This is a genomic window from Paenibacillus sp. GD4, assembly GCF_030846225.1.
Classification (GTDB): Bacteria; Bacillota; Bacilli; order Paenibacillales; family NBRC-103111; genus Paenibacillus_G; species Paenibacillus_G silviterrae.
Window position 1 is genome coordinate 3,511,598 of record NZ_JAVCYK010000001.1, and the last position, 23,028, is coordinate 3,534,625.

23 protein-coding genes and 1 riboswitch are annotated in these 23,028 nt (G+C 53.3%); of the genes, 15 read left to right on the forward strand and 8 right to left on the reverse strand.

Annotated features, from left to right (window positions below):
- The first annotated feature begins 22 nt into the window (after nucleotides 1-22).
- From RAC89_RS17015 to RAC89_RS17040, 6 genes are all read left to right on the forward strand, one after another.
- Nucleotides 23-739 carry an HAD-IA family hydrolase gene (locus RAC89_RS17015; protein ID WP_284644638.1) on the forward strand — a complete coding sequence of 239 codons (717 nt, stop codon included), beginning with the start codon at nucleotides 23-25 and terminating at the stop codon, nucleotides 737-739.
- 34 nt (nucleotides 740-773) lie between these two features.
- Entirely contained in the window at nucleotides 774-2,813 is a 2,040-nt protein-coding gene (locus RAC89_RS17020; RefSeq protein WP_306614895.1) for a peptidoglycan D,D-transpeptidase FtsI family protein, read from the forward strand.
- 234 nt (nucleotides 2,814-3,047) lie between these two features.
- Nucleotides 3,048-3,998: a metal ABC transporter solute-binding protein, Zn/Mn family gene (locus tag RAC89_RS17025; RefSeq protein ID WP_306614896.1), complete on the forward strand. Its 951-nt coding sequence runs from the start codon at nucleotides 3,048-3,050 to the stop codon at nucleotides 3,996-3,998.
- Between the two features lie 28 nt (nucleotides 3,999-4,026).
- On the forward strand, nucleotides 4,027-4,800 hold the full coding sequence (locus RAC89_RS17030; RefSeq protein ID WP_306614897.1) for a metal ABC transporter ATP-binding protein: 774 nt from the start codon (nucleotides 4,027-4,029) through the stop codon (nucleotides 4,798-4,800).
- 5 nt (nucleotides 4,801-4,805) lie between these two features.
- A complete protein-coding gene (locus RAC89_RS17035; protein WP_306614898.1) occupies nucleotides 4,806-5,774 on the forward strand; it encodes a metal ABC transporter permease in 969 nt (322 codons plus the stop codon).
- On the forward strand, nucleotides 5,767-6,651 hold the full coding sequence (locus tag RAC89_RS17040) for a metal ABC transporter permease (RefSeq protein ID WP_306614900.1): 885 nt from the start codon (nucleotides 5,767-5,769) through the stop codon (nucleotides 6,649-6,651). The genes RAC89_RS17035 and RAC89_RS17040 overlap by 8 nt, the downstream gene beginning before the upstream one ends.
- 64 nt (nucleotides 6,652-6,715) lie before the next feature.
- On the opposite strand, the gene hisC is transcribed toward RAC89_RS17040, so the two are convergent.
- Complete coding sequence (gene hisC / locus RAC89_RS17045; RefSeq protein WP_306614902.1) at nucleotides 6,716-7,816, reverse strand: histidinol-phosphate transaminase; 1,101 nt, start codon at nucleotides 7,814-7,816, stop codon at nucleotides 6,716-6,718.
- Nucleotides 7,817-7,932: 116 nt separating this feature from the next.
- On the opposite strand from hisC, the gene RAC89_RS17050 reads away from it, so the two are divergent.
- Nucleotides 7,933-8,817: a LysR family transcriptional regulator gene (locus RAC89_RS17050; RefSeq protein ID WP_306614904.1), complete on the forward strand. Its 885-nt coding sequence runs from the start codon at nucleotides 7,933-7,935 to the stop codon at nucleotides 8,815-8,817.
- Between the two features lie 31 nt (nucleotides 8,818-8,848).
- Here the strand turns inward: RAC89_RS17050 and RAC89_RS17055 are convergent, their stop codons facing one another.
- Nucleotides 8,849-9,697, reverse strand: coding sequence for a sugar phosphate isomerase/epimerase family protein (locus RAC89_RS17055; RefSeq protein WP_306614905.1), 849 nt, complete (start codon nucleotides 9,695-9,697; stop codon nucleotides 8,849-8,851).
- Between the two features lie 212 nt (nucleotides 9,698-9,909).
- On the opposite strand from RAC89_RS17055, the gene asnB reads away from it, so the two are divergent.
- The 4 genes from asnB to RAC89_RS17075 are packed head-to-tail and all read left to right on the forward strand — an operon-like array spanning nucleotide 9,910 to nucleotide 14,737.
- Nucleotides 9,910-11,787: an asparagine synthase (glutamine-hydrolyzing) gene (gene asnB, locus RAC89_RS17060; protein ID WP_306614906.1), complete on the forward strand. Its 1,878-nt coding sequence runs from the start codon at nucleotides 9,910-9,912 to the stop codon at nucleotides 11,785-11,787.
- Between the two features lie 18 nt (nucleotides 11,788-11,805).
- A complete protein-coding gene (locus RAC89_RS17065) occupies nucleotides 11,806-12,552 on the forward strand; it encodes a Cof-type HAD-IIB family hydrolase (RefSeq protein WP_306614907.1) in 747 nt (248 codons plus the stop codon).
- 19 nt (nucleotides 12,553-12,571) lie between these two features.
- Nucleotides 12,572-13,057 (forward strand): DUF456 domain-containing protein, encoded by a 486-nt coding sequence (locus RAC89_RS17070; RefSeq protein ID WP_306614908.1) that lies wholly within the window; start codon nucleotides 12,572-12,574, stop codon nucleotides 13,055-13,057.
- Nucleotides 13,058-13,072: 15 nt separating this feature from the next.
- Complete coding sequence (locus RAC89_RS17075) at nucleotides 13,073-14,737, forward strand: putative polysaccharide biosynthesis protein (protein ID WP_306614910.1); 1,665 nt, start codon at nucleotides 13,073-13,075, stop codon at nucleotides 14,735-14,737.
- Between the two features lie 103 nt (nucleotides 14,738-14,840).
- Here the strand turns inward: RAC89_RS17075 and RAC89_RS17080 are convergent, their stop codons facing one another.
- Nucleotides 14,841-15,218 (reverse strand): hypothetical protein, encoded by a 378-nt coding sequence (locus RAC89_RS17080; RefSeq protein WP_306614911.1) that lies wholly within the window; start codon nucleotides 15,216-15,218, stop codon nucleotides 14,841-14,843.
- 150 nt (nucleotides 15,219-15,368) lie between these two features.
- On the opposite strand from RAC89_RS17080, the gene RAC89_RS17085 reads away from it, so the two are divergent.
- On the forward strand, nucleotides 15,369-15,755 hold the full coding sequence (locus RAC89_RS17085) for a YmaF family protein (protein WP_306614913.1): 387 nt from the start codon (nucleotides 15,369-15,371) through the stop codon (nucleotides 15,753-15,755).
- 56 nt (nucleotides 15,756-15,811) lie between these two features.
- On the opposite strand, the gene RAC89_RS17090 is transcribed toward RAC89_RS17085, so the two are convergent.
- The 5 genes from RAC89_RS17090 to RAC89_RS17110 form a co-directional block, all read right to left on the reverse strand.
- Complete coding sequence (locus RAC89_RS17090; protein ID WP_306614914.1) at nucleotides 15,812-16,630, reverse strand: DUF2935 domain-containing protein; 819 nt, start codon at nucleotides 16,628-16,630, stop codon at nucleotides 15,812-15,814.
- Nucleotides 16,631-16,774: 144 nt separating this feature from the next.
- Entirely contained in the window at nucleotides 16,775-17,626 is an 852-nt protein-coding gene (locus RAC89_RS17095; RefSeq protein ID WP_306614915.1) for a bifunctional 5,10-methylenetetrahydrofolate dehydrogenase/5,10-methenyltetrahydrofolate cyclohydrolase, read from the reverse strand.
- A 64-nt stretch (nucleotides 17,627-17,690) separates the two neighbouring features.
- Nucleotides 17,691-17,773, reverse strand: a riboswitch (ZMP/ZTP riboswitch).
- Between the two features lie 58 nt (nucleotides 17,774-17,831).
- A complete protein-coding gene (locus RAC89_RS17100; RefSeq protein ID WP_306614916.1) occupies nucleotides 17,832-19,106 on the reverse strand; it encodes a DUF2515 domain-containing protein in 1,275 nt (424 codons plus the stop codon).
- A 151-nt stretch (nucleotides 19,107-19,257) separates the two neighbouring features.
- Nucleotides 19,258-19,446, reverse strand: coding sequence for a type II toxin-antitoxin system antitoxin (locus RAC89_RS17105; protein WP_284644657.1), 189 nt, complete (start codon nucleotides 19,444-19,446; stop codon nucleotides 19,258-19,260).
- 21 nt (nucleotides 19,447-19,467) lie between these two features.
- Nucleotides 19,468-20,322, reverse strand: a complete 855-nt coding sequence (locus RAC89_RS17110) for an SPFH domain-containing protein (RefSeq protein ID WP_306614917.1) — start codon at nucleotides 20,320-20,322, stop codon at nucleotides 19,468-19,470.
- A 187-nt stretch (nucleotides 20,323-20,509) separates the two neighbouring features.
- Between RAC89_RS17110 and RAC89_RS17115 the strand changes: the two genes are divergently transcribed.
- From RAC89_RS17115 to RAC89_RS17125, 3 genes are all read left to right on the forward strand, one after another.
- Nucleotides 20,510-20,854, forward strand: a complete 345-nt coding sequence (locus RAC89_RS17115) for a thioredoxin family protein (RefSeq protein ID WP_306614918.1) — start codon at nucleotides 20,510-20,512, stop codon at nucleotides 20,852-20,854.
- A gap of 191 nt (nucleotides 20,855-21,045) precedes the next feature.
- The gene (locus tag RAC89_RS17120) at nucleotides 21,046-21,981 is read left to right on the forward strand and encodes a COX15/CtaA family protein (protein WP_306614919.1); all 936 of its coding nucleotides are present in this window, start codon (nucleotides 21,046-21,048) and stop codon (nucleotides 21,979-21,981) included.
- Nucleotides 21,982-22,028: 47 nt separating this feature from the next.
- Entirely contained in the window at nucleotides 22,029-23,027 is a 999-nt protein-coding gene (locus RAC89_RS17125) for a DMT family transporter (protein WP_306614921.1), read from the forward strand.
- Nucleotide 23,028 lies beyond the last annotated feature (1 nt).

Genomic DNA, 23,028 nt, shown 5'->3' on the forward strand with positions numbered 1-23,028 from the left:
TAGGGATTGGGGTAAACCGAATATGCTGTTACGTAAACCGCTTCATGAATATAAAGCCGTATTTTTTGACGTGGGAGATACGCTGCTCACGATCCCGGCGGCAAGAATCATCATGCATGAATATTTGGCCGGGCGATCCTTGCACCGGGAACAGGAGCGAATCGGGGAACTTTTTACCGAGTCGTTTCGTCTTATGTATTATGATAAGCAGGCGGGGCCGTTCGAGGCTTGTACCCCGGAATCGGACCGCGCGTTCTGGGTAAGCCTGTACCGATATATCCTCGAGAAGCTTGGGGTCCATGAAGAGAATTGGACCGAGGAGCAGATCCACGAGTGCTGTCATGAGCTGTACGACCTGTTCACTTCGCCGGAGCATTATGCGTTATTTGATGACGTTAAGGAAGTGCTCGAGGAGCTGACGCAGCGCGGGTTTCAGCTGGGCGTCATCTCCAACTTCGCGCCTACCCTGGTATCGATCCTAGAGTATAAAGGCATTCGCAGCTACTTCGAGCCGGTGCTCGTATCGACCGAGGTGGGGCTTGAGAAGCCGGACCCGGCGATCTTCGCGCTCGCCCTGGAACAATCGGGCTTGGCAGCACACGAGGTGCTGTACATCGGTGACCATGAACGCAACGATATCTGGGCGCCGAATCAGCTCGGCATCGATGCGGTTCGCATCAAGCGATATGACTACCAAACCGGGGAAGGCATCGTTTCCTTGCGGGATTTATTGACCTAATGAATCATTTGAAGTAAAAGGAGTCGAAAGCACAATGAAATCATCGCTGGGTCTGGACGATCCGCAAAAGCATGAGGCGAATAAACGCCGGCAGTATACCCTTCGGATTAATGTCTTTTTCTTTGTTACGTTCTTTTTGTTCTCCGTGCTCATCGTCCGCCTGGCGATGCTTCAGTTCGTGGAGGGGCAGGAGCTGCGGGCTCAGGAAGCCGATCAGACCAAGGCGCAGACGAAAATTCCGCCGATTCGGGGCAACATCCTAGACCGCAACGGGGCGCCGATCGCCATCACGACCTCGACGCAGTCGCTTTATTTCCGAATGGAATCAGGGCAGGCGAAGGACGATGTGGTGGCTCTTGCCAAGCAGCTGGCTACTATATTTGCGACCTACGGATCGCCGACGCAGAAGCAGCTGTCGCCCGAGGATATCATTAAGGCGATGGATGTGGGCTACGATCTGGAGAAGAAGAAGACGCATGATCCGAGCTATTCGTTTACACCGCGGCGGATCAAGTCGGATTTGACCAAGGATGAGATAGCCTATATCAGTGAACGCCGCGACGAGCTGAAATGGATCGAAATCACCGAGGAAAGCATCCGGTCCTACGACAGCATCAACACGATTGCGGTGCAGCTGGTAGGATACATGCGCCCGTTCAATACGGCCCGAAGCTCCCAAGGGCATGCGTTTTACCGGGATCCGGAGAAGACGAAGGAATACCTGGATACGGAGGATGTCGGATTTGACGGCATCGAGCGGCAATACCAGGAGGAGCTGCGCGGCAAGAACGGCTCGAAGACGTATCCGGTCAATGCGTCGCAGAAAATTATCGGCAAAATGACCATTACCCCTCCCCAGAAGGGAAACAATCTGTTCTTAACCATCAACAAGGATGTACAGCTTGCGGCGGAGCAAGCGATTATGGATCAGCTGGCGTATATGAAAAGTGCAGAGGCGCGGGCGTTGAAATATCCGGCGATCGGGAAGAATGCTGTGGCGGGTTATGCCGTTGCGATGGAGGTGGATACCGGCAAGGTCGTAGCGATGGCGAGTATGCCGGATTACGATCCGAATGTATGGAACGGGGGGATTCCTCCGGCCGAGTACAAACGGATTGAGCCTTACATTAACAACGGTACAATCACTACGGCATACCCGGACTATCCGGAGAACGAGCGGAAGAACCATCCCAGCTCCATTGTGTACGTCGGCTCCACAATCAAGCCGTTATCGGTATTGATCGGATTGAATGAGGGTCTGTTTACGCCGAGCACGGTGTATAACGATACCGGGGTATTTACTTACGGCCGGAACGGTAACTCAAGACTGCAGAACTCCGATGGGAAGCCCTACGGACCGATCACTGCAACTACGGCGATTCGAGTTTCTTCGAATACGTTTATGTCTGCAATGATAGGCAATAAGCTGTATGAGAAATATGGGAAGCAGGCGCCGCAGCTGTGGTCCGACTACCTGGCGAAGTTTGGTCTGGGCGTATCAACGGGAAGCGGCCTTCCGCGGGAGTATGAGGGCTTGAGCGAGTTCCTGACCAACACGAAGGAAACCGAGCAATCCCGGATGGTGTTTGCTTCCTGGGGCCAGAACGAGAAGTATACGACACTGCAGCTGGCCCAGTATGCGACGACGCTGGCCAACCGCGGCAAGCGGCTGCAGCCGATCCTGGTAGACAAGATCGAGACCTATGACGGCGAACTGGTCAAGAAGTTCGATGAGCCGGTCGTGCTCGATGAGTCCCAGTTCTCCAAGCTCCACTGGGACACGGTGCTGAACGGGATGGAGAGCTTCGTTACCGGCTTTGACGACTTCCCTTACAAGCTGGCGAGAAAGACGGGGACCTCCACGCAGAGCGTCGGCGGCCAACACATAGATAACGCAGTATTCATCGCCTTCGCCCCTGCCGATAAGCCGAAGCTTGCCGTAGCGGTGGTTGTTCCTGAGGGGGGCTTCGGCTCCTGGGGCGCCGCACCGATTGCTCGCAAAATCTTCGATACTTACGACCAATACTACGGCCTCGACGGAGTGCCGAAGAATGGAAAGGGCAAGACGGAATAACAGGCAGAACGAAGCAAGAGGCTGTTCCTTCGGGAGCAGCTTTTTTTGTTGCGTTGAAAGGATGCATTTTTTCAAAATAAATGTTGCACTAGGGAAACATATTTGTATATAATAAAAATGTAGTCGCGTGGGAAAGAAATATACATCAGGGAAACATTTAAGGTCTAAGACAACTTTTTTGGCTCATATAGGTAAAGTATGCTTATTACACAAAGAAACGGAGCGCGAGAAACAATGAAAAAGCAATCAATCAGCTCGTCCTTTAAGCGGTTTATTATGACGATTCTGTTCCTTGGCTTAACGGTAATGCTGACCGCCTGCGGGGAAGATCAATCAGCCGGAGGAGACGGGAAGCTGAAGGTGACGACCACGATCGGAATGATCAGCGATGTCGTGAAGAATGTCGGGGGAGAGCATGTCGCCGTTACAGGACTGATGAAATCCGGCGTCGATCCGCATCTCTACAAGGCATCTCAAGGCGATGTGAAGAAGCTGGAGCAGGCGCAGATCATTTTCTACAACGGGCTTCATCTAGAGGGGAAGATGGAGGAAATCTTCGAGCAGATGCGCAAGGAGAAGCCGACGGTTGCCGTTACCAAGGGCATCGATGAGGCGAAGCTGCTGAGTGCAAACGACGGACAATCGGCGCATGATCCGCACGTCTGGTTCGATGTGAAGCATTGGATCAGCGCGACAGAGGTGATCCGCGATGAGCTGAGCAAGCTGGATAGCGCCCATGCGGAGGACTATAAGAAAAATGCGGCCGCCTATATCGCACAGCTCCAGCAGCTCGACAGCTATGTCCGTGAGCAGATCGGCACGATCCCTCAGCAGCAGCGGGTGCTCGTAACCGCACATGATGCCTTCGGTTATTTCGGCAAGGCTTACGGCATCCAGGTGATGGGGCTTCAAGGTATCAGCACTGCCTCTGAGTACGGCTCCAAGGATGTCAGCGATCTTCGCGATTACCTGGTGAAGAACAGGATCAAGGCGGTTTTCGTAGAGTCCAGCGTACCGAAGAAGTCCATTGAAGCGGTGATCCAGGGAGCGAAGCAGCAGGGACATGAGGTGAAAATCGGCGGAGAGCTCTTCTCCGATGCGATGGGCAAGGAAGGAACAACGGAGGGGACTTACATCGGTATGGTTCGCCATAACGTCGACACGATTGTCAAAGCGTTGAAATAATAAAGCCAGCGACAGGGGGAGAGGGACTATGGACAAAGAGCGTCAAGCTCCATTATCGATTCAAGGCATGACGGTTGCCTATCAGAAAAAGCCGGTGCTCCGCGAGGTGTCGCTTGAGGTGCCGGAAGGGAAGCTCATCGGGATTGTCGGCCCCAATGGGGCGGGCAAATCCACGCTCATTAAGGCGGCGCTCGGCTTGATCCCGAAGGTAACGGGAGAGGTCGCTATCTATGGCCGCCCCTATAAGGAGCAGCGTCAGCTTGTGGGCTATGTTCCGCAGCGGGAGTCGGTCGACTGGGATTTTCCGACGAGTGCCTTGGATGTGGTCATGATGGGACGTTACGGACGGCTCGGCTGGTTCCGCAGACCGGGAGCCAAGGAGCGGCAAATCGCTATGGATTGCCTCGAGAAGGTAGGCATGGCCGATTATGCCGGCCGCCAAATCAGCCAGCTGTCCGGCGGGCAGCAGCAGCGTATTTTCTTGGCACGGGCACTTGCACAGGACGCCAAGCTGTATTTCATGGATGAACCGTTCGTCGGTGTCGATGCGGCAACGGAGAAGGCGATTATCACGCTGCTGGGCGAGCTGAAGAAGCAGGGCAAGACCGTGCTTGTCGTCCATCACGATCTCGCCACGGTAAAGGAATATTTCGACTGGGTCATTCTGCTGAATGTCGGGGTCATGGCGATCGGCCCTACGAATGAGGTGTTTACCAAAGAGAACCTGCAGACCACCTATGGCGGGCGACTGGCGATGCTGGGCAGCGATAACGACGATATGCTTCTGGTGGGAGCGAGGTGACCGGCATGAACGGGATATGGGATGGACTGATCGAGCTGCTGTCCGATCCGAACACGCAGTGGATTTTACTTGGCAGCATTCTGCTCGGATTGAGCAGCGGGGTGCTGGGCAGCTTCGCCTATTTGCGGAAGCAGAGCCTTATGGGAGATGCGCTGGCGCACGCCGCCTTGCCGGGGGTTTGCATCGCGTTTATGCTTACCGGATCGAAGTCGATCTTCTACTTCTTGATCGGCGCGGTGGCCGCAGGGCTGATAGCCACCTTCGGTATCGGGTACGTGACGCGCAACTCGCGGATTAAGCAGGATACGGCGCTCGGTATCGTGCTGTCAGTGTTCTTTGGCTTTGGGATCGTGCTGCTGACGCAAATTCAGCATAGCGACAGCGGCAACCAAAGCGGCCTGGACAAATTCCTGTTCGGGCAAGCGGCGTCGATGGTGCTGTCCGATGTGATCACGATGGCGATCGTCGCCTCTGCGTTAGTGCTTGTATGCTTTGCGTTATTTAAGGAATTTAAATTGCTCAGCTTCGATGCCGGCTTTGCCAAGGGCATTGGGCTTCCGGTGGCTTTCCTGGACCAATTTCTGATGTTTCTGATCGTAGTTGCGGTTGTTGTCGGCATCCAGGCTGTCGGCGTCGTGCTGATGTCCGCGCTTCTCATTACGCCTGCCGTATCGGCGCGTTATTGGACGGAGCGCCTTGGCGTGATGGTGGTGCTGTCGGGCTTTTTCGGTTCGATCAGCGGATTGATCGGTACGTTCGTCAGCACCACAGCCAACAACCTGCCGACGGGACCGTTGAGTGTACTTGCCGCCACCTTGCTGTTCGTGATTTCCGTGCTGTTTGCGCCCCGGCGCGGGCTTGTATCCAAGCTGCTGCTGCGGTTGTCGGTCAAGCGAAGCGTCATGAAGGAGCAAGAGCTGCAGGAGGCTAAGGCCGTCGTATCCTCGGCGGGAAGGAGTGTAGGGCATGAATGACTTCTGGATATTATTAACCGCGGCGCTTGTCGCTTGCTCCTGCAGCCTGCTCGGCTGCTTCCTGATTCTTCGGCGCATGGCCATGGTCGGGGATGCGATCAGCCATTCCGTGCTGCCGGGGATTGTCATCGCCTTTTTGCTCAGCGGTACAAGAGATTCGCTCTTCATGATGCTGGGCGCTTCCGTACTGGGACTGATCACGGTGTTCCTGATTCAGATGTTTCAGCAGAGCGGCGTGCAGTCCGACGCCTCGATCGGGGTTGTGTTTACCGCGCTTTTCTCCGTCGGCGTCGTTCTGGTAAGTCTATACACGCGCCAGGTGGATCTCGATCTCGACTGTGTGCTGTACGGCGAGATCATCCGTGTCCCTTGGGACGTGATTGATTTCGCCGGAAGGGAAATCGGTCCCAAGGCGGTATGGGGTCTCGGGATCGTACTGACCTTAAGTGCAGTAGTTATTGGGGTGTTCTATAAGCAGTTCAAGCTTTGTTCCTTCGACCCGGCGTTGGCGGCGGCCGTAGGCATACCGGTAGCCTTCTTCCACTACTTGCTGATGGGGCTGGTGTCTGTGACGACCGTTGCCTCCTTCGAGAGCGTAGGGGCCATCCTCGTCGTCGGCATGCTGGTAGTTCCTGCAGCCACTGCTTACCTGCTGACGGAGCGTCTTAGCGTCATGATTTTCCTAAGCATGGGTGTGGGCGTTGCCAGTTCAACACTCGGGTACTACGCTTCCGTACTGCTGGATGCCTCGATCGCAGGCTGTATGATCTCGGTAGCGGGTGTTCTGTTCGTAACGGCGTTCCTGTTCTCACCGAAGCACGGGGTTGTATTCCGTAAGCTGAAGCAGCGCCGATTGGCAGCTAAGGAAGCAGTATAACTAGTAAGGAAACCCGCCGAGCGGATCGTGACGATTCGACCCTCAGGCGGGTTTTTCGCTTTGTTCACAGCACCCTTTGCAACGCTTCCCCTAGTGCCAGGTTCTCTTCCTCCGTTCCCACTGTGATCCGCACATGCTGAGGCAATCCCCACTGCGCGCCGTGACGAACAATGATGCCGTTCTGAAGAAGCTTCTTGTATACGTCTTCGGCCGAAGCTCCTACCTGAACCAGAATGAAATTGCTCGAGCTGCGTGTATAAGCCAGTCCAAGCTCGTCGAATCTGCGATACAACTGATTCCGACCTTCAGCCACACATTGCCGGGACATCTCAACATGCTCCTCGTCCCTCAGCGCTGCTGCGGCCGCCGCTTGGGCAAGGGCATTGACATTGAACGGCTCGCGTACCCGCTGGATGTGTCCGATGACCTCCTCGGAGGCAATGCCGAATCCTACTCTGAGGCCCGCAAGCCCGTATACCTTGGAGAAGGTTTGCATCACTAGGACGGGAGCCCCTCGCTTCACCCATTCCACCCCGTTCGTATAGTCCTCCTCCTCGGCATAGTGGGAGTAGGCTGCATCCAGAACAACGAGAACCCCTTGAGGCAGTGCTCGCAGCAGCCGCTCCGCCTCCGCTTGCCGCAGGTAGGTGCCGGTAGGGTTATTCGGGGAGCAAAGATAAATTAGCTTCGTCCGAGGGGTGACGGCCCGCAGCAGCGCCTCCACATCGTAGCGGTAATCCGGGGCGACTAGGGGAACAGGGACAACCTCAGCCCCCATCAGCCGTGAGGCAAACTCATACTCGGTGAAGGTAGGGATTGGGATGACAACCTCATCGCCGGGTTCGAGATAAGCCTCGGAGAGAAGCTTGATCAGCTCATCGGCCCCGTTGGAGGCGATCACACACTCCTTGGAAACGTCATACGAAGAAGCAACGGCTTCCCTTAGCGAGGCGGCGGAGGCATCCGGATAACGGTGCAGCTCCGACAGCCAAGCCTGCATGGCCTCCGTAGCTTTGGGAGAAGCGCCGAGAGGATTTTCGTTGGAGGCGAGCTTGATGATCCGGTCCAAGCCCAGCTCCTGCTGAACCTCCCAAATCGGTTTCCCCGGCGTGTATACGGGAAGACGGGTTAGTACGCTGCGGGGCGCAGCTCCTATCGTTGGCATAGCTGATCCTTCCTTTCATCTGTTCATTTCGTGACAACTCCAATATAATGGGAACTATCCTATAAATAAAATCAATATTATCGATATCACATATAGAGGTGATCTATATATTTGCGGTGAATCTGGAGTTGTATAAAACGTTCTATACCGTTGCCCGGACAGGAAGCCTATCCAAAGCAGCCGACCAGTTATTCATAACGCAGCCGAGCGTCAGCTATGCCGTAAAGCAGCTGGAGGAGCAGCTTGGGATGGCTCTTTTTACTCGTAATGCGAAGGGGGTAGCCTTAACCGCCGAGGGAGGCGTGCTGTACCGATATGTAGCAGAAGGCATGGAATCGATTCTGATGGGGGAAAAGGCGATCGAGCAGTTCAAGCAGCTGCACCGTGGAGAAGTACGGATCGGCTCAAGCGATACGCTGTGCAAATATTTTCTGCTGCCTTACCTGGAGAGCTTTCATCAGGCATACCCGGAGGTCAACATCCATCTTACGCATGGGAAGACGCCGGACATAGTCGGATGGCTGAGAGAGGGACGAATCGATTGCGGCATTGTGCATTTTCCGGTAAGTGAGGAATGGTTCGATGTGATTGAGCTTGCGGAGATTCACGACTGCTTCGTTGTCGGCGAGCGTTATCGGAGACTTGCAGATGGCGTGGTTACGCTTCGGGAGGTTCTGGAGCAGCCGTTAATCGTGCTGTCGGGCAACAGCCGTACAAGAGATTTTGTAGAATCGATAGCCAAAAAGCACGGATTGCGGCTCGAGCCCGAGATTGAGGTAGGAAGCGTCGAGTTGCTGATCGAATTTGCCAGGAGAGGACTAGGCGTTTCGTTTCTTTCGCGCGAGTTTATTGAAGTGCAGTTGGAGGAGGGGAGTCTGTACGAGGTGAAGACCACGGAGACCATTCCTTCACGGAAGGTTGGGATTGCCGTGGTTAAGGGGAGCCCGTTGTCTCTGGCCACTCGTAAGCTGATCGAAATGCTGCAGCAAAAAGAAGGCTGAGCCCGCTGAGACGGGGCCAGCCCTGCATGCTTTATTCGAGTCCCGCTGCGCGGAATACTTTCGCGAAGCCTTGCTGTGAACGGGCGAGAAGCTCCTCCACCGGAGCCGTCGGGGGCTGCGGTGTCAAAATTTCCTGGGAGACAACGCCTTGGTAACCGATCGCGTGCAGCCCCTTCAGGAAGGCCGCCAGATCGATCACGCCTTCTCCCGGGTAGACCCGGTCATTGTCCAGCGCCTCGGCGACAGGAACTTCCTTCGCGTCGTTGATGTGAACGTGCACGATTTGATCCGCGCGCAGCTTCAAGATATCCTCGTAGCCGGCTTCCGTCGTGTACCAATGATACGCGTCGAATAACAATCCGACATTGCTCCGCCCGATCGCGTCGATCCAATCGAGTGTGCTCGGAATGTCCCAGAGAAACGGATTGGCCCAGCGTGTACGCAGATGATGAGGGCCGACGAATTCCAGGCCGAAACGGATGCCGTAGGCTCCGAGGACCTCCGCTACGGTACGCAGGCGGCGGGTAGCCAGCGCCATGAAGTGGGCGGCGGGATAGTCGGTGGAGGGCAGGACGTAGGTGCAGCAGCGAGTGACACCGAGCTGAGCCGCAGCTTCCGCATCCTTGGCAAGGCGAGGCAAACCCTCGCGGAACCGCTCCTCCGACTGGCGCCATTCCACCGAGAGGCCGATGGACCCGATCTGTACTTTCTGCTCCGCAAGGAAGGATTGGACGCCTTCCCTGCCTGCTTCAACGATCCAGTCCTCCAGCTCTTTGCCGCTGGTATCGATAGCCTCGAATCCGTAGCTTGCAGCTAGAGAAACGAAGTTTGCGAGTGAGCCGACCTGACCGAGTCCGGCGCGAGTTAAGCCTTTTTTCATTAAGGAACACTCCCTTCTTGAGTGACAACCGATAGATCCAACTTCTCAAATCATAATCTGATCACGCAAGGGCTGTCTACTCAGAAAATGTGACATGTCCTGATACTTTAGCTTCCTAAAATGATTCTAGCTCACGAATATGGTATACTAGTTGAATTGAATCGCGTTCCAAGGACGAATGGCTTTGGTCAGAGATGAAGGAGGACGTTGTTATGTGCGGCATCACCGGCGCCATGTATTTTGAAGATAGAGAACCTGAGCAGTCCTTATTGAAGAGAATGACGGACTGTATCGTTCACCGGGGACCGGATGACTTTGGGTTTTGGAGCGAGAATCGCATCGGACTCGGGTTTCGCCGGCTCTCCATCATCGACCTGAAGGAGGGGCATCAGCCGCTCGCCAACGAGGATGAAACGGTGTGGATCGCTTTTAACGGAGAGATCTACAATTACAAATATTTGCGCAACCAGCTTCAGGCCAAAGGCCATCAGTTCAAAACCCACTCGGATACCGAGGTTATCGTTCACCTGTACGAGGAGTACGGGGAAGAGTGCGTAAAGCAGCTGCGCGGCATGTTCGGGTTTGTGATCTGGGACCGCAATAAGAAGCGTTTGTTCGGGGCACGGGACCATTTTGGCATAAAGCCGTTCTATTACTTTAAGGATCGCAGCCGGTTCCTGTTCGGATCGGAAATCAAGAGCATTCTGGCGGCGGAGGGTGTGGAACGGAGCATTCACACGGAGAGCCTGCTCAATTACTTGACGTTCCAGTACGTGCCGGAGCCGACGACGATGTTCCAGGGGATCCATAAGCTCCCGCCGGGGCATTCCATTACCGTTAGCTACGAAGGTGACATGCAGATCCGCCGCTATTGGGATCCGATGCTTGAGCCGGAGGAGCGTCCGTTCGAATACTATGTAGAGCAAATTCGGGAGACGCTTAAGGACTCTGTAGTGCATCACATGCAAAGCGATGTGGAGCGGGGCTGCTTCCTCTCCAGCGGGATCGACTCCACCGCAATTGCAGCGCAAATGCGATCCATTGAGCCGATCCGAACGTTCTCGGTAGGCTTCGAGGGCGCCAATAACGAGACGGTGATCGCCCGCCAAACGGCCGCCGCCTTGGACACGGAGCATTACGACAAAATCATATCGCAAAAGGATTATTTCGATACGCTGCCGAAGGCGGTATGGCACCAGGATGAGCCGGTGGCCGATCCGTCCGCTATCGCGCTATATCATGTGGCGCAGCTGGCACGCGAGCACGTTACGGTCGTATTATCGGGAGAGGGCGCCGACGAGCTGTTCGGCGGGTATCGCATTTATCGCGAGCCGTTGTCGCTTCGATCCGTAGAGAGGCTGCCGTATGGGGTCAAGAGACTGCTTCACGCCTTAGCCCGCATGCTCCCGGAAGGAACGTACGGACGCAATTACGTCCTTCGCGGAACTACGCCGCTTGAGGAACGCTTTCTCGGCAATGCCAAGATCTTCACGGAGGATATGAAGGCCGAAGTGGTGAGGATGGATGCGGAGATGCTTCGCAGCTACAAGAATCCGGTTCAAGTAGCCAAAGCCTTCTACGATAAGTCGAAGCATCTCGATCCGGTGTCCCGGATGCAGTATATCGATATGAACTTGTGGCTCCCGGGAGATATTCTGATGAAGGCCGACAAAATGACGATGGCGCACTCGTTGGAGCTGCGCGTTCCTTTCCTGGATGTGGAGCTTTATGAGCTGACTCGCCGCATTCCTGCAAAATATAGGCTGGCGGAGGGGACGACGAAGTACATTTTCCGTAAGGCGATGGAAGGGATCATTCCTGATTTCATCCTGAACCGGCCGAAGCTGGGCTTCCCGGTGCCGATGCGCGATTGGATCAAGGGGCCTCAGGGCAAGTCGATTCTCGAGCAGATCGAAGGAAGCGGCATCGAGGATTACATTCGGATGGATTCCGTACAGCGGATGTTAGCCAAGCACCAAAAAGGCGAAGGCGACTACGCTAGGCGCATTTGGACGATCTACATGTTCGCGCTTTGGCACCAAACGTATTTGGAGGAAGTGCCGAACCGCTCAATGGCGCAGGCATTGTAGAAGGGGAGTGGACGGACGATGAGCCGATATAAGCTGATTGCCCTCGATATGGACGGTACGCTGCTGACCGAGGACAAGAAGGTATCCGAGGAAAATAAAGCGGCGCTGAGAGCGGCGCGGGATGCAGGCATCACGGTCATTTTCTCGACCGGACGAGGAGTGCAGAATGTGCTTCCTTATGTCGAGGAGCTTCACATGACCGAATCTCCCCTGGTGGTCGTCAACGGGGGCGAGGTATACCGGAAGCCCGGAATGCTGGTGGAGCGCCACACGTTAACTACGGATCAAGTAACACGGCTTCACGAGCTGGCGCTGCAGCACGATACCTGGTATTGGGCCTATTCCGTAGGGGACATCTATAATAAAGACCGTTGGGCGGAGCCGCAGGAGCTCGACGCATTACAGTGGTTGAAGTTCGGGTATTATACTGACAATAACAGCAGCTTGGCGGCGATTCGTGAAGAGCTGTTATCGTGGGGCACACTGGAGCTTAGCAATTCCCATCCGAACAATTTGGAGCTGAACCCCAAGGGCATTCACAAGGCAAGCGGGATCCGCAAGGTGTGTGAGCTGCTTGGCCTGCAAATGTCCGAGGTCATCGCTATGGGCGACAGCTTGAACGATGTTGCCATGATCCGTGAAGCGGGACTTGGTGTGGCGATGGGCAATGCTCAGGATGAGGTGAAGGCGCTCGCTGATGTCGTTACATTGACGAACGAAGAGCATGGGGTCGCCCACATCATCCGAAAGTATGCATTGATCTAGACGAGGAGGCTTCCGCATAATGATCATTGCCGCTTGGGTTATCATTATCTTATTGTTTGTTGTCGGCATGGCCGGTGCCGTCTATCCGGTATTGCCCGGGGCGCTGGCGATATATGCCGCTTTCTTCGTCTATGGCTTTATGATTGGCTTTGAGCCGTTCGGGCTATGGTTTTGGCTGATTCAGACGACGATTGTAGCCGTGCTGATGATTGCCGATTACTTGGTCAGTGCTCTTGGCGTCAAAAAATTCGGAGGCACCAAGGCTTCCGTGATCGGCAGTACGATCGGTCTTCTGGTCGGTCCGTTTGTCATACCTGTGGCCGGTCTTCTGATCGGTCCTTTCCTTGGGGCCGTGATAGGCGAGCTTCTGGTCGGCACGGAGCTGCGCCAGGCGATGAAGGCGGGGGTCGGAGCGCTGGTCGGTTTCTTCTCGGGCCTCGTGGTCAAAGTGATTCTGCAGCTGCTGATGATCGTTCTGTTTATCATTTGGGTGATCAATTATTAAGGTGGTTTAGTAACAATGTCCAAGGATTCCTTAGTCAAAGGTACGTTAATCCTTACCCTGGCTGCTCTTGTAGCCAGGGCGCTTGGCGTAGTCCAGCGGATTCCGCTGGTGTACTTGCTTGGCGAGATCGGGATGGCCTCGTATGCCATCGCCTTTAACCTCTACTCGATGCTGCTCGTTGTCGCTACGGCCGGGATTCCGAGCGCGTTAAGTAAAATGATCTCCGAACGGACAGCGCTCGGACGAACGGAAGAAGCAGACAGGATATACAAGGCCGCATTATGGTTCGCGGCGGGTGCTGGGGTTGTCATGACGGTCATCCTATATGGAGCCGCGCCTTACTACGCCGACATGATTCTAAACCCGCAGGCAGTTCTGCCGATTCGGGCCATTGCTCCGGCACTGCTCCTATTTCCGCTGATTGCCATTATGCGCGGCTACTTTCAAGGCAGGCAAATGATGATGCCGAACGGCATCTCGCAGATTATCGAGCAAATTTTCCGTGTGGTTACTTCGGTGGGACTTGCGCTGCTGCTGCTTGGCGTCGGTTTGGATTTTGCGGTAGCCGGAGCCTCCTTCGGAGGGGTCATCGGCAGCATCGCAGCTTTTGCCGTGATGTTATATTACGGGATGCGGCTGCGGAAGAAGGATCGCTCCGAGACAGAGGTTAGGTCACAAACAACGGTTGGGGCGGACGCCCAGCTTCCGTACAAAACCATTTATGCGCAGCTTTTTAAGCTATCGGTACCGATTGTCATTTTCTCGATGACGGTAACGCTCATTTATACCATCGACTCCTCGATTGTAACCTTGTTGTTGAAGGACTCGGCAGGAGAAGATGGGGCGCGGGAGATCCTTGGTATCCTGGGAGGCCGTGCGCAATCGTTAGCCGGGATTCCAATCATTCTTGCTGTTGCGCTTAGCCAGTCGGTGGTTCCGATTATCTCCTCGGCTTACTCCCAGAAGGATCTGAAGGGGGTAGCCGATCAAGCCGGCAAGGTGCTCCGCCTATCCATCCTTACTGGACTTCCTGCCGTGCTAGTCATTTGTTTGGCTGCACGTCCGATTAACGGCTTCATCTTCGGCAACCCGACCGGCTCCGTATGGGTGGAACAGTATGCGGCACCTATCATTATTGCATTGACAGCCAGCGCGATGTTCCAGATCATCATGCAAACCTCCGGTGCCGTGCTCATGGGCCTTGGCCGCATGCGATCGCTTGTTCTGGGAGTTGTTGCGGGTATAGGTGCGAAGCTGGCATTCAGCTATGTGCTTGCACCGTGGTTCGGCATCTACGGAATTATCGGGGCGACCATGCTTTGCTTTGTCGTGATGACGGTGCTGAACTTGCTGGTGCTTCGACAAGAGATCAAATTCCGTGTGCTGGGCAAGCGCCGCTGGGCAACGCTGACGATGGCTACGGCAGCCGTTATTCTCCTTGGGATTGGGCTCGACCTGTTCGCTCGAGCCTACGTTCATCCTCTGGGAAGCCCCCGTTGGGACGATATGCTGCAAGCGATTCTGATCGTCGGCATCACCAGCGCGGCGTATCCGGTACTGCTGCTATTGACCAAAACCGTTACTGCGGATGACATTCAGCAAATGCCGGGCCCGATTCGCAGGCTGGCCCGACCGATCCTCAACCGGCTCGGTGGCACCAAGCTGAAACAAGAGGGGTAAAGCTCATCGTGTCTAGAACATTCGTGTAATTGTTATAGAAAGACAAAAATCCATCCTTTTTTGAAAGGGATGGATTTTGTTTTTGTTTGGATTTTTACCGGCCCTAGCCAAACCAAGGATAAGCCGGATAGGTTGGGTACGGTGGATAAAAATAGTACGGGGAATAATATGGGTAAGGTACGAAAAATGGAAACACAAACGTTTGGAATGGAAAACGGCGTCGATGATACCGGCGGAATCTATTTCCGCCAAAGCCGAATTGTCGGTCCTCCTGCTCATCTTCACGGTGTGCCTCAAGCTCTTCAGGAACTAACATGGTAACTCCGTCCGCATCGATGTCGTCGATAATTGCATCAAACTGTGATCCGTTTGCGGTTTGGGCAATAACATGATATTTCATGTATTTTTGACAAACGGTTTTTACATCGTTAGCCATAGGGTGCATTCCCTGGCTTTGATCAAGGTATATTGGATTATACACTTGCCTATCCCTCCTCTACACCCTCAGGATATTCGCCTAAATTGTAAAGGGTTACCTGAAATTGTTAGATTTTCAAAGAAGCCCATACAAGGATTCCACAATACTCATACACTGTATCAGTGTTTATTTTACAGTGAAAGGATGAAATGTATGGTCATACCGATTACGGGGTTTATTTTTGATTCCGGAGAGTCTGATCCGCATCATTCGCACCAGCTGTTCATCACATCCTGGGATGGAAGACCTGTCGTTCACGCACATCCTTTTTCAGGAATTACCTCATACGATGCGGGACACAGTCATCAATATTCGGCAATGACAGCGCCTGCTTCAAGCGGAGTGCAGCATGTCCATGGATACTATGCTGAGACATCGATTGATCAAGGGCATACCCACATCATTCGCGGAACGACAGGTCCATCGATCCCGCTCCCGGGCGGAGGGCATTATCATCACTTCGAAGGATATACGACGGTAAATGGAATGAATCCGCACACCCATATGTATCGCGGGAATACTGGAAACGAAGTGAGTTAAACGACAAAAACAGCTTACGTACGTTTGTGCATAAGCTGTTTTTTCTTATTTACACTTCAATCGCCAATTGGCATGCTAGGCATAGGAGCGCCGGTAAGGGAGCATTCAAACATGTCGATGATAACCAAGAATCTCTCTGCTTCCCGGAAGACATGGTCTGCTAATAAAGGGTGAATCATGCTTTTTATTTTACAAGCTTCGATAAGTTCACGTGCGGTTTTCTTAAAATCACGAAGTGATTGTACGGACACGCGATTTTGATCCAAAAATTGATCCAGTAAAGGAACCGTTTGCGACTGAGGACGCATGGAATCCAGGTCCCTGGCTTGGAACAATAGCTGGTCAAACTCATCGCTAAAATTTCGCGCTTGTTCCACTAAGCGGCGTTCCGAAGGGTCAAGCAAATGACCGATGAATTTTGCGTGGTCTGCCATAATTCTCAGAAAGAATACATTTTCATTAATGATGGCATCAGGTAGAGGATCAAGCCTGCCGGCATTTAATTCAGCTAACCGTGTGCGGAAATAATTCGCTTCTCTGCTTACGTGATCAACTAATAATGGGAAATTATTTTGTCCGGGTAACTTGCACTGCAAAATTAACCCGAGTACCCTTCGCTTAAATGCCCAGATGTAGGAAGCGGCGTTATACACTTCAACATTGAATTGCCGGATGGTATCAGGATCGGTTGCCGGTGTGTAAGAGTGGGAGCGATTCTCGATACTTTCAAATAAGTTATAAAAATGATTGGCTTCATGAATGAGCTGCGTGTCCTCACACCTGAAACCGAGTCTAAGGAATAATGAATGCTCTTTCATAATTCGAGACCAAAAACGTGTTTCGTCCAATGATCGGGAAACAAACGTAGTTGTCATTGTGGACGTGCACCTCCAACCTAATGAATTAGGATTATGTATATGAGGCCACAGTTTGTCTTCAGCCTAACAGGGAAGAAAAATTTGTTAAATAAGAAAAAAAACCAGAAATCCTCAAGGTTCCTGGTTTTTTGTTCAACAGCATTATTTCACAAGCTCCAAGCGCTTCTCCGCTGCTTCAACGGTGTGCTTAAGCAGCATAGCAATGGTTACCGGACCGACACCGGCCGGGACGGGAGTGATGGCACTAGCTTTCTTTAAGCAGGCCTCGTAATCGACATCCCCGATATTCCCTGGATTATAGCCTGCATCCAGCACGACAGCACCTTCCTTGATCCAAGAGCCTTGCACAAAGCGAGGCTTGCCGACCGCAGCAACGACAATATCCGCCAGCTGCACGATCCGGTCGAGGTCCTTCGTTTTGGAGTGGCATACGGTTACCGTTGCATTCCGGTTAAGCAGCATCAACGAAGCCGGCTTGCCTAGAATGGGACTGCGGCCTATCACAACGGCATGCTTCCCTTCCATAGGCAGCTTATAGTAGTCCATGATCTCCATCATGGCCGCGGGCGTGCAGCAGGGGAAGCCAGCCAAGCCAAACGCGCTCCGGGCAAACCCGGCCATCGTAACGCCGTCCACATCTTTTTCAATGGCAATCGCTTCAAAAGCCGCCCGCTCATCCAAATGATGCGGCACCGGATGCTGCAAAAGAATGCCATGCACCTGATCGTCATGATTAAGCTCGTTAATGATTGTAATCAATTCATTTGTTGTGATGCTTCTATCAAGGTGTATTCTTCTTGAATGGATTCCCAGACGACGGCACGCATTCCCCTTCATCTTGACATAAGTCTCGGAGGCAGGGTCATCGCCAACAAGAATCGTGGCTAAACAAGGGGTAATGCCTTGCAAGGCTAAGCTCTGGATACGCTGAGCCAGCTTCTCCTTAACGGACTGAGCCACGCAGGCTCCATCCAAAATCAGCGTTTTTTTCATTTCCGGTACACACCCTTCGTCATGTTATTGAAAAACAAAAAGAGGCAAGGAGAACATGTCTCCTTACCTCTGCCCAGGCGTACGGCGTTACTGCTGCCCCTATGCTTCCTCGTGGTCATCCACGTTCCGCCAGTCACATACGGGTTGTATTTATGCTGATAGCTTCATCTTACATCAACCTTGCCATGGAATCAATCCAAAGGTTCTAAGGCTTCGTCAGTAAATCCCCGGCAAGGACGGCCAACTCGACCTTATTCAATCCGAAGCTGTGCTCATGCGTCATTTCGAAAGAGAAGGGGGCGTCGATATCCGTAACATAGTTCAATACGTCTAAGCTTTTGAACCAGTCGCCTCGCTCGATAGGAGCCAACTCCCGATCCTTCCAGGCGGAGGTCAGATACGGACTATATAATGGATCGGCTCCCGGCCGCAGCTCTCCGCCCTCCAGTCGTTCCTTTAATTGACCGCTCGGAACCGGAGCTTGATGGCGCACCGCCGCATACAGATGAGGCCAATAATCAGCGCGAGAACCGCTATGCCGCTTGCCGAAGGCGAATCGTCGCGCCCCTTCGAATACGACGGGGATGCCAAAGAGGATGGCATACAGCTTTTTGCCTACTTCAATTCGCTCTTTCAGCAGATTGAAGTCCTCAAGGACGAGCCCGGCAACGCGAAGCCTTTGCCCTTCGGTTTCTCCATAGGGGAACACGACCTGGTTTAGCTGCAGCACCGATTGCGTGGTGAAGAAGAAGGTATCAAGCACCTTTTCCCGAAAAAAAGGGTGCTGCACCACACGCTCTTCAATATAGTGCTGCTCGTTAATGACCAATCCGACGGTTACCAGTGCGGAATCTCCATACTCCCAGAAGACTTCCCATATCGGCCGCATGAAGGCGGAGACATGAAAGCTCGGGAGGAGATGGAAGAGAGGGCGCCCGGCCCGGCGGCTGGCTTGATAGAGCAGCAGCTGGGGGTAAGCGTCTTGGAAGATCAACGCGTTGGCACGCTCCAGGAATAAAAATACGTGCTCACGCTGCTCGGCATTCAATAAATAAGGCAGCAGCTCGCCCTTTAGATCGGTCATGCACCAGCCGCCGTTGCGGGAAACCATATGGGCCAAAAACGCCCAATGAAGCTCCGGCTGTTCTCTGTAGAGACGCAAATAGGAGGCGGTACGCGTCACGTTATTCCGGTTATTAGCATGCGTATCCCGGCGAATCCGCTCCACCAGAGCTTTCTCCGAAGAGGAAAGGGAGGCCGCCGATTCTTTACCCGTAATATTGCCGCCGAATCCGTGCTTCCATCCTAGCCGGCGTTTGGCTGCTTCCAGCGCGGACGGTTTTATTCGAATCCGATGTGCGGCACCCAGCAGTTGATTCTCCAGAAGGATCGTATTTTTTTTGCCTTTCAGCCACTCCACTGCTTCTTTAGGCATATCTCCAAGCTTGTGCAGTAGATCCCATCCGTTCCAGCGATACACAAGGCACCCCCTTCCGCTAGGCTATCGACTATGGATACTGTATCTTTACCTTATGCAAGGATGAGGAGTATTGCCTCTTAGTATGTGCCGTAACAGGTAAAAAAAGCCTGACCCTTCTCGATTCCGCCGGATCGAAAAGGGTTAGGCTTTTTTATTCGGAAGAGGGCTCCTCCTTAGAGGAGGGGCGAGGCCCGGGAAGACGATTCGCCCGGGCCGCCGCATCCCGAAGCAGGTATTCGATGTGCCCGTTCACGCTTCGGAATTCATCTGCAGCCCACCGCTCGAGTATCTCATACAGCTTCGGATCAAGCCGGAGAGGAAAGCTCTTTTTACTGGCCATAACAGGTGCCCGCTCTCGGCCCTAGTAAAGGCTTCCTGTATTGATGACCGGGCTGGCGGATCGATCCGAGACGATCGAGACAAGCAGATTGTTGATCATGGCCGCTTTCCGTTCCTCATCCAGCTCGACTACGCCGTCCCGCTGCAGCTGCTCGATGGCAAGCTGAACCATACCGACAGCGCCTTCCACGATCTTCTGCCGCGCGGCAAGAATCGCCGTAGCCTGCTGGCGCTGCAGCATAGCGCTGGCAATCTCGGTAGAATAGGCCAGATGCGTCAGGCGCGCCTCCATAACCTCCACCCCGGCTACCGACAGTCGATCCTGAAGCTCGCGGGCCAGCTCCAGCGCTACCTCATCCGCATTGCCCCGCAAAGATTTGCCGTCCTCGTCGAAAACATCATAAGGATATTTGCTCGCTACATGGCGAAGCGCGGTTTCACTTTGAATCTCCACGAATTGCTCATAATTATCTACGTCGAAGGTGGCCTTAGCCGAGTCTACGACACGAAACACGACAACTGCCGCAATTTCAATCGGGTTGCCAAGCACATCGTTAACCTTCAGCTTCACGCTGTTGAAATTTCGAACGCGAAGAGAGATCTTCTTGCGGACCGCGAGGGGAATCGTGAGCCATAAGCCGCTCTCGCGAATGGTACCGACATAGCTCCCGAAGAAGGTCACGACAACGGCTTGATTCGGCTGCAGTGCCGTGATGGAGGAGGAGAGCAGGGCAGCTGCCGCTATGAGTACAACGCCTGCTGCGCGGCCGCCGTTACTATCGGAAGACGCGATAGCGAATAAGCCGAACGCCGCTACCAGCAAAATGAAGAGTAGTCCCAAAAATCCGTTGATGACCCAGGCTTTTTTTTCTTTCATGGAATCAGCTCCTTATTTGAATTCAATTTAATATTTTTTTGATATTTATATGATATCACTTTTAGGAAAAATTGTAAACTGGTACAGATGCCCAGTATCCCGTCGCATGAATTGACACTACATGAGGGAAATGCTATAAGTTGGTTATAGATTTGAACTTACTATTCGTTAGGACGGTGCAGCCATCATGGAGAAGGTAACAACGGAAGCGCGCTTTAGAGAAGCAGTAGGAGGTACTAAGCCTACGATTGCCGTGTTTAAAACGACCTGGTGCAAGGATTGCCATTTCATTGAGCCGTTCATGCCTGAGGTGGAGCAATCGTATCAGGATAAGCTCAATTTCATCGAAATTGACAGAGACGACCTGCCGGACCTCTGCTCGGAGCTGAACATTCTCGGTATTCCAAGCTTTATTGCATTTCGGGATGGTCAAGAACTGATCCGTTTCGTCAGCAAGCTGCGCAAGAGCCGCGAAGAAATCGAGCAATTCCTGGATCGGGCCGTAGAGGTTGCAGGCAGCCTGAATAAGTAAATCTACCCCCCCCCCGGCTGAAAGAAAGCCGCCAGTCCCGTAAGATAGGCCCGGACTTGGCGGCTTTCCTGCTTTCATCGGTTTGTAACATTTCGACATGGATTTACCTTGGCAGAACCGATATAATGAAGATTGGATCGTAGTCTTGTCTACGGCAAACGATTTTTAAACGAACGGGTGAGTCAAATCAAATGAAAATAGAAACATGGCTTCGTCGGTTGTCGCTTGCCAGCATGCTCGGCATGTTCCTGATTCTGGTCATGGGTGCCCTTGTAACCAAAACGGAATCGGGCCGGGGTTGTGGTGACGATTGGCCGCTGTGTCACGGGAAATTCATACCTGCCTATACAATCGAATCGATGATTGAGTACAGCCATCGCTTTGTCGTGGGGATTGTGGGTTTGGTTTTGCTTGCAACAACCATACTGGTGCTGATTTATAGTCAAAGAAAAGATGCCAAATGGTTTGTCGGAGGCGCCATGTTCTTCACCGTGTTGCAAGCGATTCTTGGGGCGATGACGGTCGTATGGCCGCAAAATGCTCCGGCGCTTGCCCTGCATTTTGGCTTCTCGCTATTGGCCTTTGCCTTTACCTTACTTTTGTATCTCGTCTATACGAAATGGGGAGAAGCTCTCCTGCATCGAGAAGGAACCGTGCTTTCCCCAGCAGCGAAGCTTATGGTTTGGGTGATCATGATCTATACCTACGGTGTTGTATATTTGGGCGCTTACGTTCATCACACCGAATCCTCCGGGGGCTGTATCGGATGGCCTCTGTGCAATGGGGAAGTGATACCGGACCTGTCCGGGGCAACCGGCATCATGTTTACTCATAGGGTTGCAGCTGCCGTTCTTGGGCTGCTCATCGCGGGTTTATACTTCGTGATAAAGGCACAAGCCCCAGCCGGAAGCGCAGCGGTTGCTGCAGCGAGGTACGCGGTTATTTTCGTAGTCCTGCAGATTTTTAGCGGAGCTTTCGTTACGCTTTCCATGGGCTACGACTGGTACTTGCTTGCCAGCCTCACGCACACGGTATTGATTTCCTGCTTGTATGGTATTTTAAGCTATCTAGCGATATTGACTCTGCAGCCGTCGGAGTCCGTCAATCAGGCTTACGCAGCTCCCTAGCTGTCGTAAGCCTTCTGTTCACCTAGAGGGAAACGGGGAAAACGACCATGAATGAATCGTGGAGCCGCAAATTTCTGCCTCACGCCGGATTCGTACTAGTTTATATTCTATGGGGAATCAATATTTCCGCCATGAAGCTTGGCGGCCAGGAATGGGATCCTCTGGTATTTAATGGGCTTCGGTATTTGAGTATTATTCCTTTTTTATGGGCGTATACTTACGTTTACTACCGAAAGCACCGTCAAGAGCTGAACTGGCGTTTACCTGGTAAGGATCTGGCACTGATCGCCGTGCTTGGGTCCGTATCCGCACTTGGCATGGAAGCGCTCCTGCAATATGCGCTGCAGTTCAGTAATTCGGCTAACGGCGCTGTCCTCGGACGCGGCTTCATGCCTGTCATCACGGCTGTTATTGCTGTGATTCTAAAGGATATCCGCCTCACTTGGCGCGTCCTTGTCGGCATCCCGTTGGCTTTCATCAGCGTCATTGTGATTGTAGCCGGAGGGCCGCACGGCTTTCACCTTGGTCCGGAGACGCTGAAGGGGGACGCGCTGCTGCTGGCGCGGAGCTTCCTGGGGGCATTTTACCTGATCGGCATGAATCGTCTCGTAGGCAAATACCCGCTTACACTGCTGGTTTCGCTCGAAATGACGGCAGGGGCGCTTGCCCTGCTGCCGTTCCTGCTTCTGCGGGCCGATATGGCTTATTTGCTTGAGCGCAGCTCGCAAGGCTGGCTTATTCTAGGCTACACGGCCCTGCTTGCCACCATCGCTGGCTTCTCCGTCCACAATTGGAGCTTGTCCAAGCTGGGACCGTTCAAGTCCTCGGTGTACGGCTATTTGCTCCCGCTAACGGCCGCTGCGGCAGGATATGTGATTTTGAACGAAAGCTTATCCATGAATCAATATCTCGGCGGAGCAGGCGTGCTTGCAGCCATGTATCTCGTGCAGAAGGACCGCATGCAGCTGATGAAGCAGAAGGCGGATCCGTCACCGGCAGCTGGAGCGGCGGATATAACGGGTACGACTAGAAACGTATCCCAATAAG

Coding starts and splice junctions, on each gene's coding strand:
- RAC89_RS17015 (WP_284644638.1), top strand. CDS start 23: ATGCTGTTACGTAAACCGCTTCATGAATATAAAGCCGTATTTTTTGAC.
- RAC89_RS17020 (WP_306614895.1), top strand. CDS start 774: ATGAAATCATCGCTGGGTCTGGACGATCCGCAAAAGCATGAGGCGAAT.
- RAC89_RS17025 (WP_306614896.1), top strand. CDS start 3,048: ATGAAAAAGCAATCAATCAGCTCGTCCTTTAAGCGGTTTATTATGACG.
- RAC89_RS17030 (WP_306614897.1), top strand. CDS start 4,027: ATGGACAAAGAGCGTCAAGCTCCATTATCGATTCAAGGCATGACGGTT.
- RAC89_RS17035 (WP_306614898.1), top strand. CDS start 4,806: ATGAACGGGATATGGGATGGACTGATCGAGCTGCTGTCCGATCCGAAC.
- RAC89_RS17040 (WP_306614900.1), top strand. CDS start 5,767: ATGAATGACTTCTGGATATTATTAACCGCGGCGCTTGTCGCTTGCTCC.
- hisC (WP_306614902.1), bottom strand. CDS start 7,816: ATGCCAACGATAGGAGCTGCGCCCCGCAGCGTACTAACCCGTCTTCCC.
- RAC89_RS17055 (WP_306614905.1), bottom strand. CDS start 9,697: ATGAAAAAAGGCTTAACTCGCGCCGGACTCGGTCAGGTCGGCTCACTC.
- asnB (WP_306614906.1), top strand. CDS start 9,910: ATGTGCGGCATCACCGGCGCCATGTATTTTGAAGATAGAGAACCTGAG.
- RAC89_RS17065 (WP_306614907.1), top strand. CDS start 11,806: ATGAGCCGATATAAGCTGATTGCCCTCGATATGGACGGTACGCTGCTG.
- RAC89_RS17070 (WP_306614908.1), top strand. CDS start 12,572: ATGATCATTGCCGCTTGGGTTATCATTATCTTATTGTTTGTTGTCGGC.
- RAC89_RS17075 (WP_306614910.1), top strand. CDS start 13,073: ATGTCCAAGGATTCCTTAGTCAAAGGTACGTTAATCCTTACCCTGGCT.
- RAC89_RS17085 (WP_306614913.1), top strand. CDS start 15,369: ATGGTCATACCGATTACGGGGTTTATTTTTGATTCCGGAGAGTCTGAT.
- RAC89_RS17090 (WP_306614914.1), bottom strand. CDS start 16,630: ATGACAACTACGTTTGTTTCCCGATCATTGGACGAAACACGTTTTTGG.
- RAC89_RS17095 (WP_306614915.1), bottom strand. CDS start 17,626: ATGAAAAAAACGCTGATTTTGGATGGAGCCTGCGTGGCTCAGTCCGTT.
- RAC89_RS17105 (WP_284644657.1), bottom strand. CDS start 19,446: ATGGCCAGTAAAAAGAGCTTTCCTCTCCGGCTTGATCCGAAGCTGTAT.
- RAC89_RS17110 (WP_306614917.1), bottom strand. CDS start 20,322: ATGAAAGAAAAAAAAGCCTGGGTCATCAACGGATTTTTGGGACTACTC.
- RAC89_RS17115 (WP_306614918.1), top strand. CDS start 20,510: ATGGAGAAGGTAACAACGGAAGCGCGCTTTAGAGAAGCAGTAGGAGGT.
- RAC89_RS17120 (WP_306614919.1), top strand. CDS start 21,046: ATGAAAATAGAAACATGGCTTCGTCGGTTGTCGCTTGCCAGCATGCTC.
- RAC89_RS17125 (WP_306614921.1), top strand. CDS start 22,029: ATGAATGAATCGTGGAGCCGCAAATTTCTGCCTCACGCCGGATTCGTA.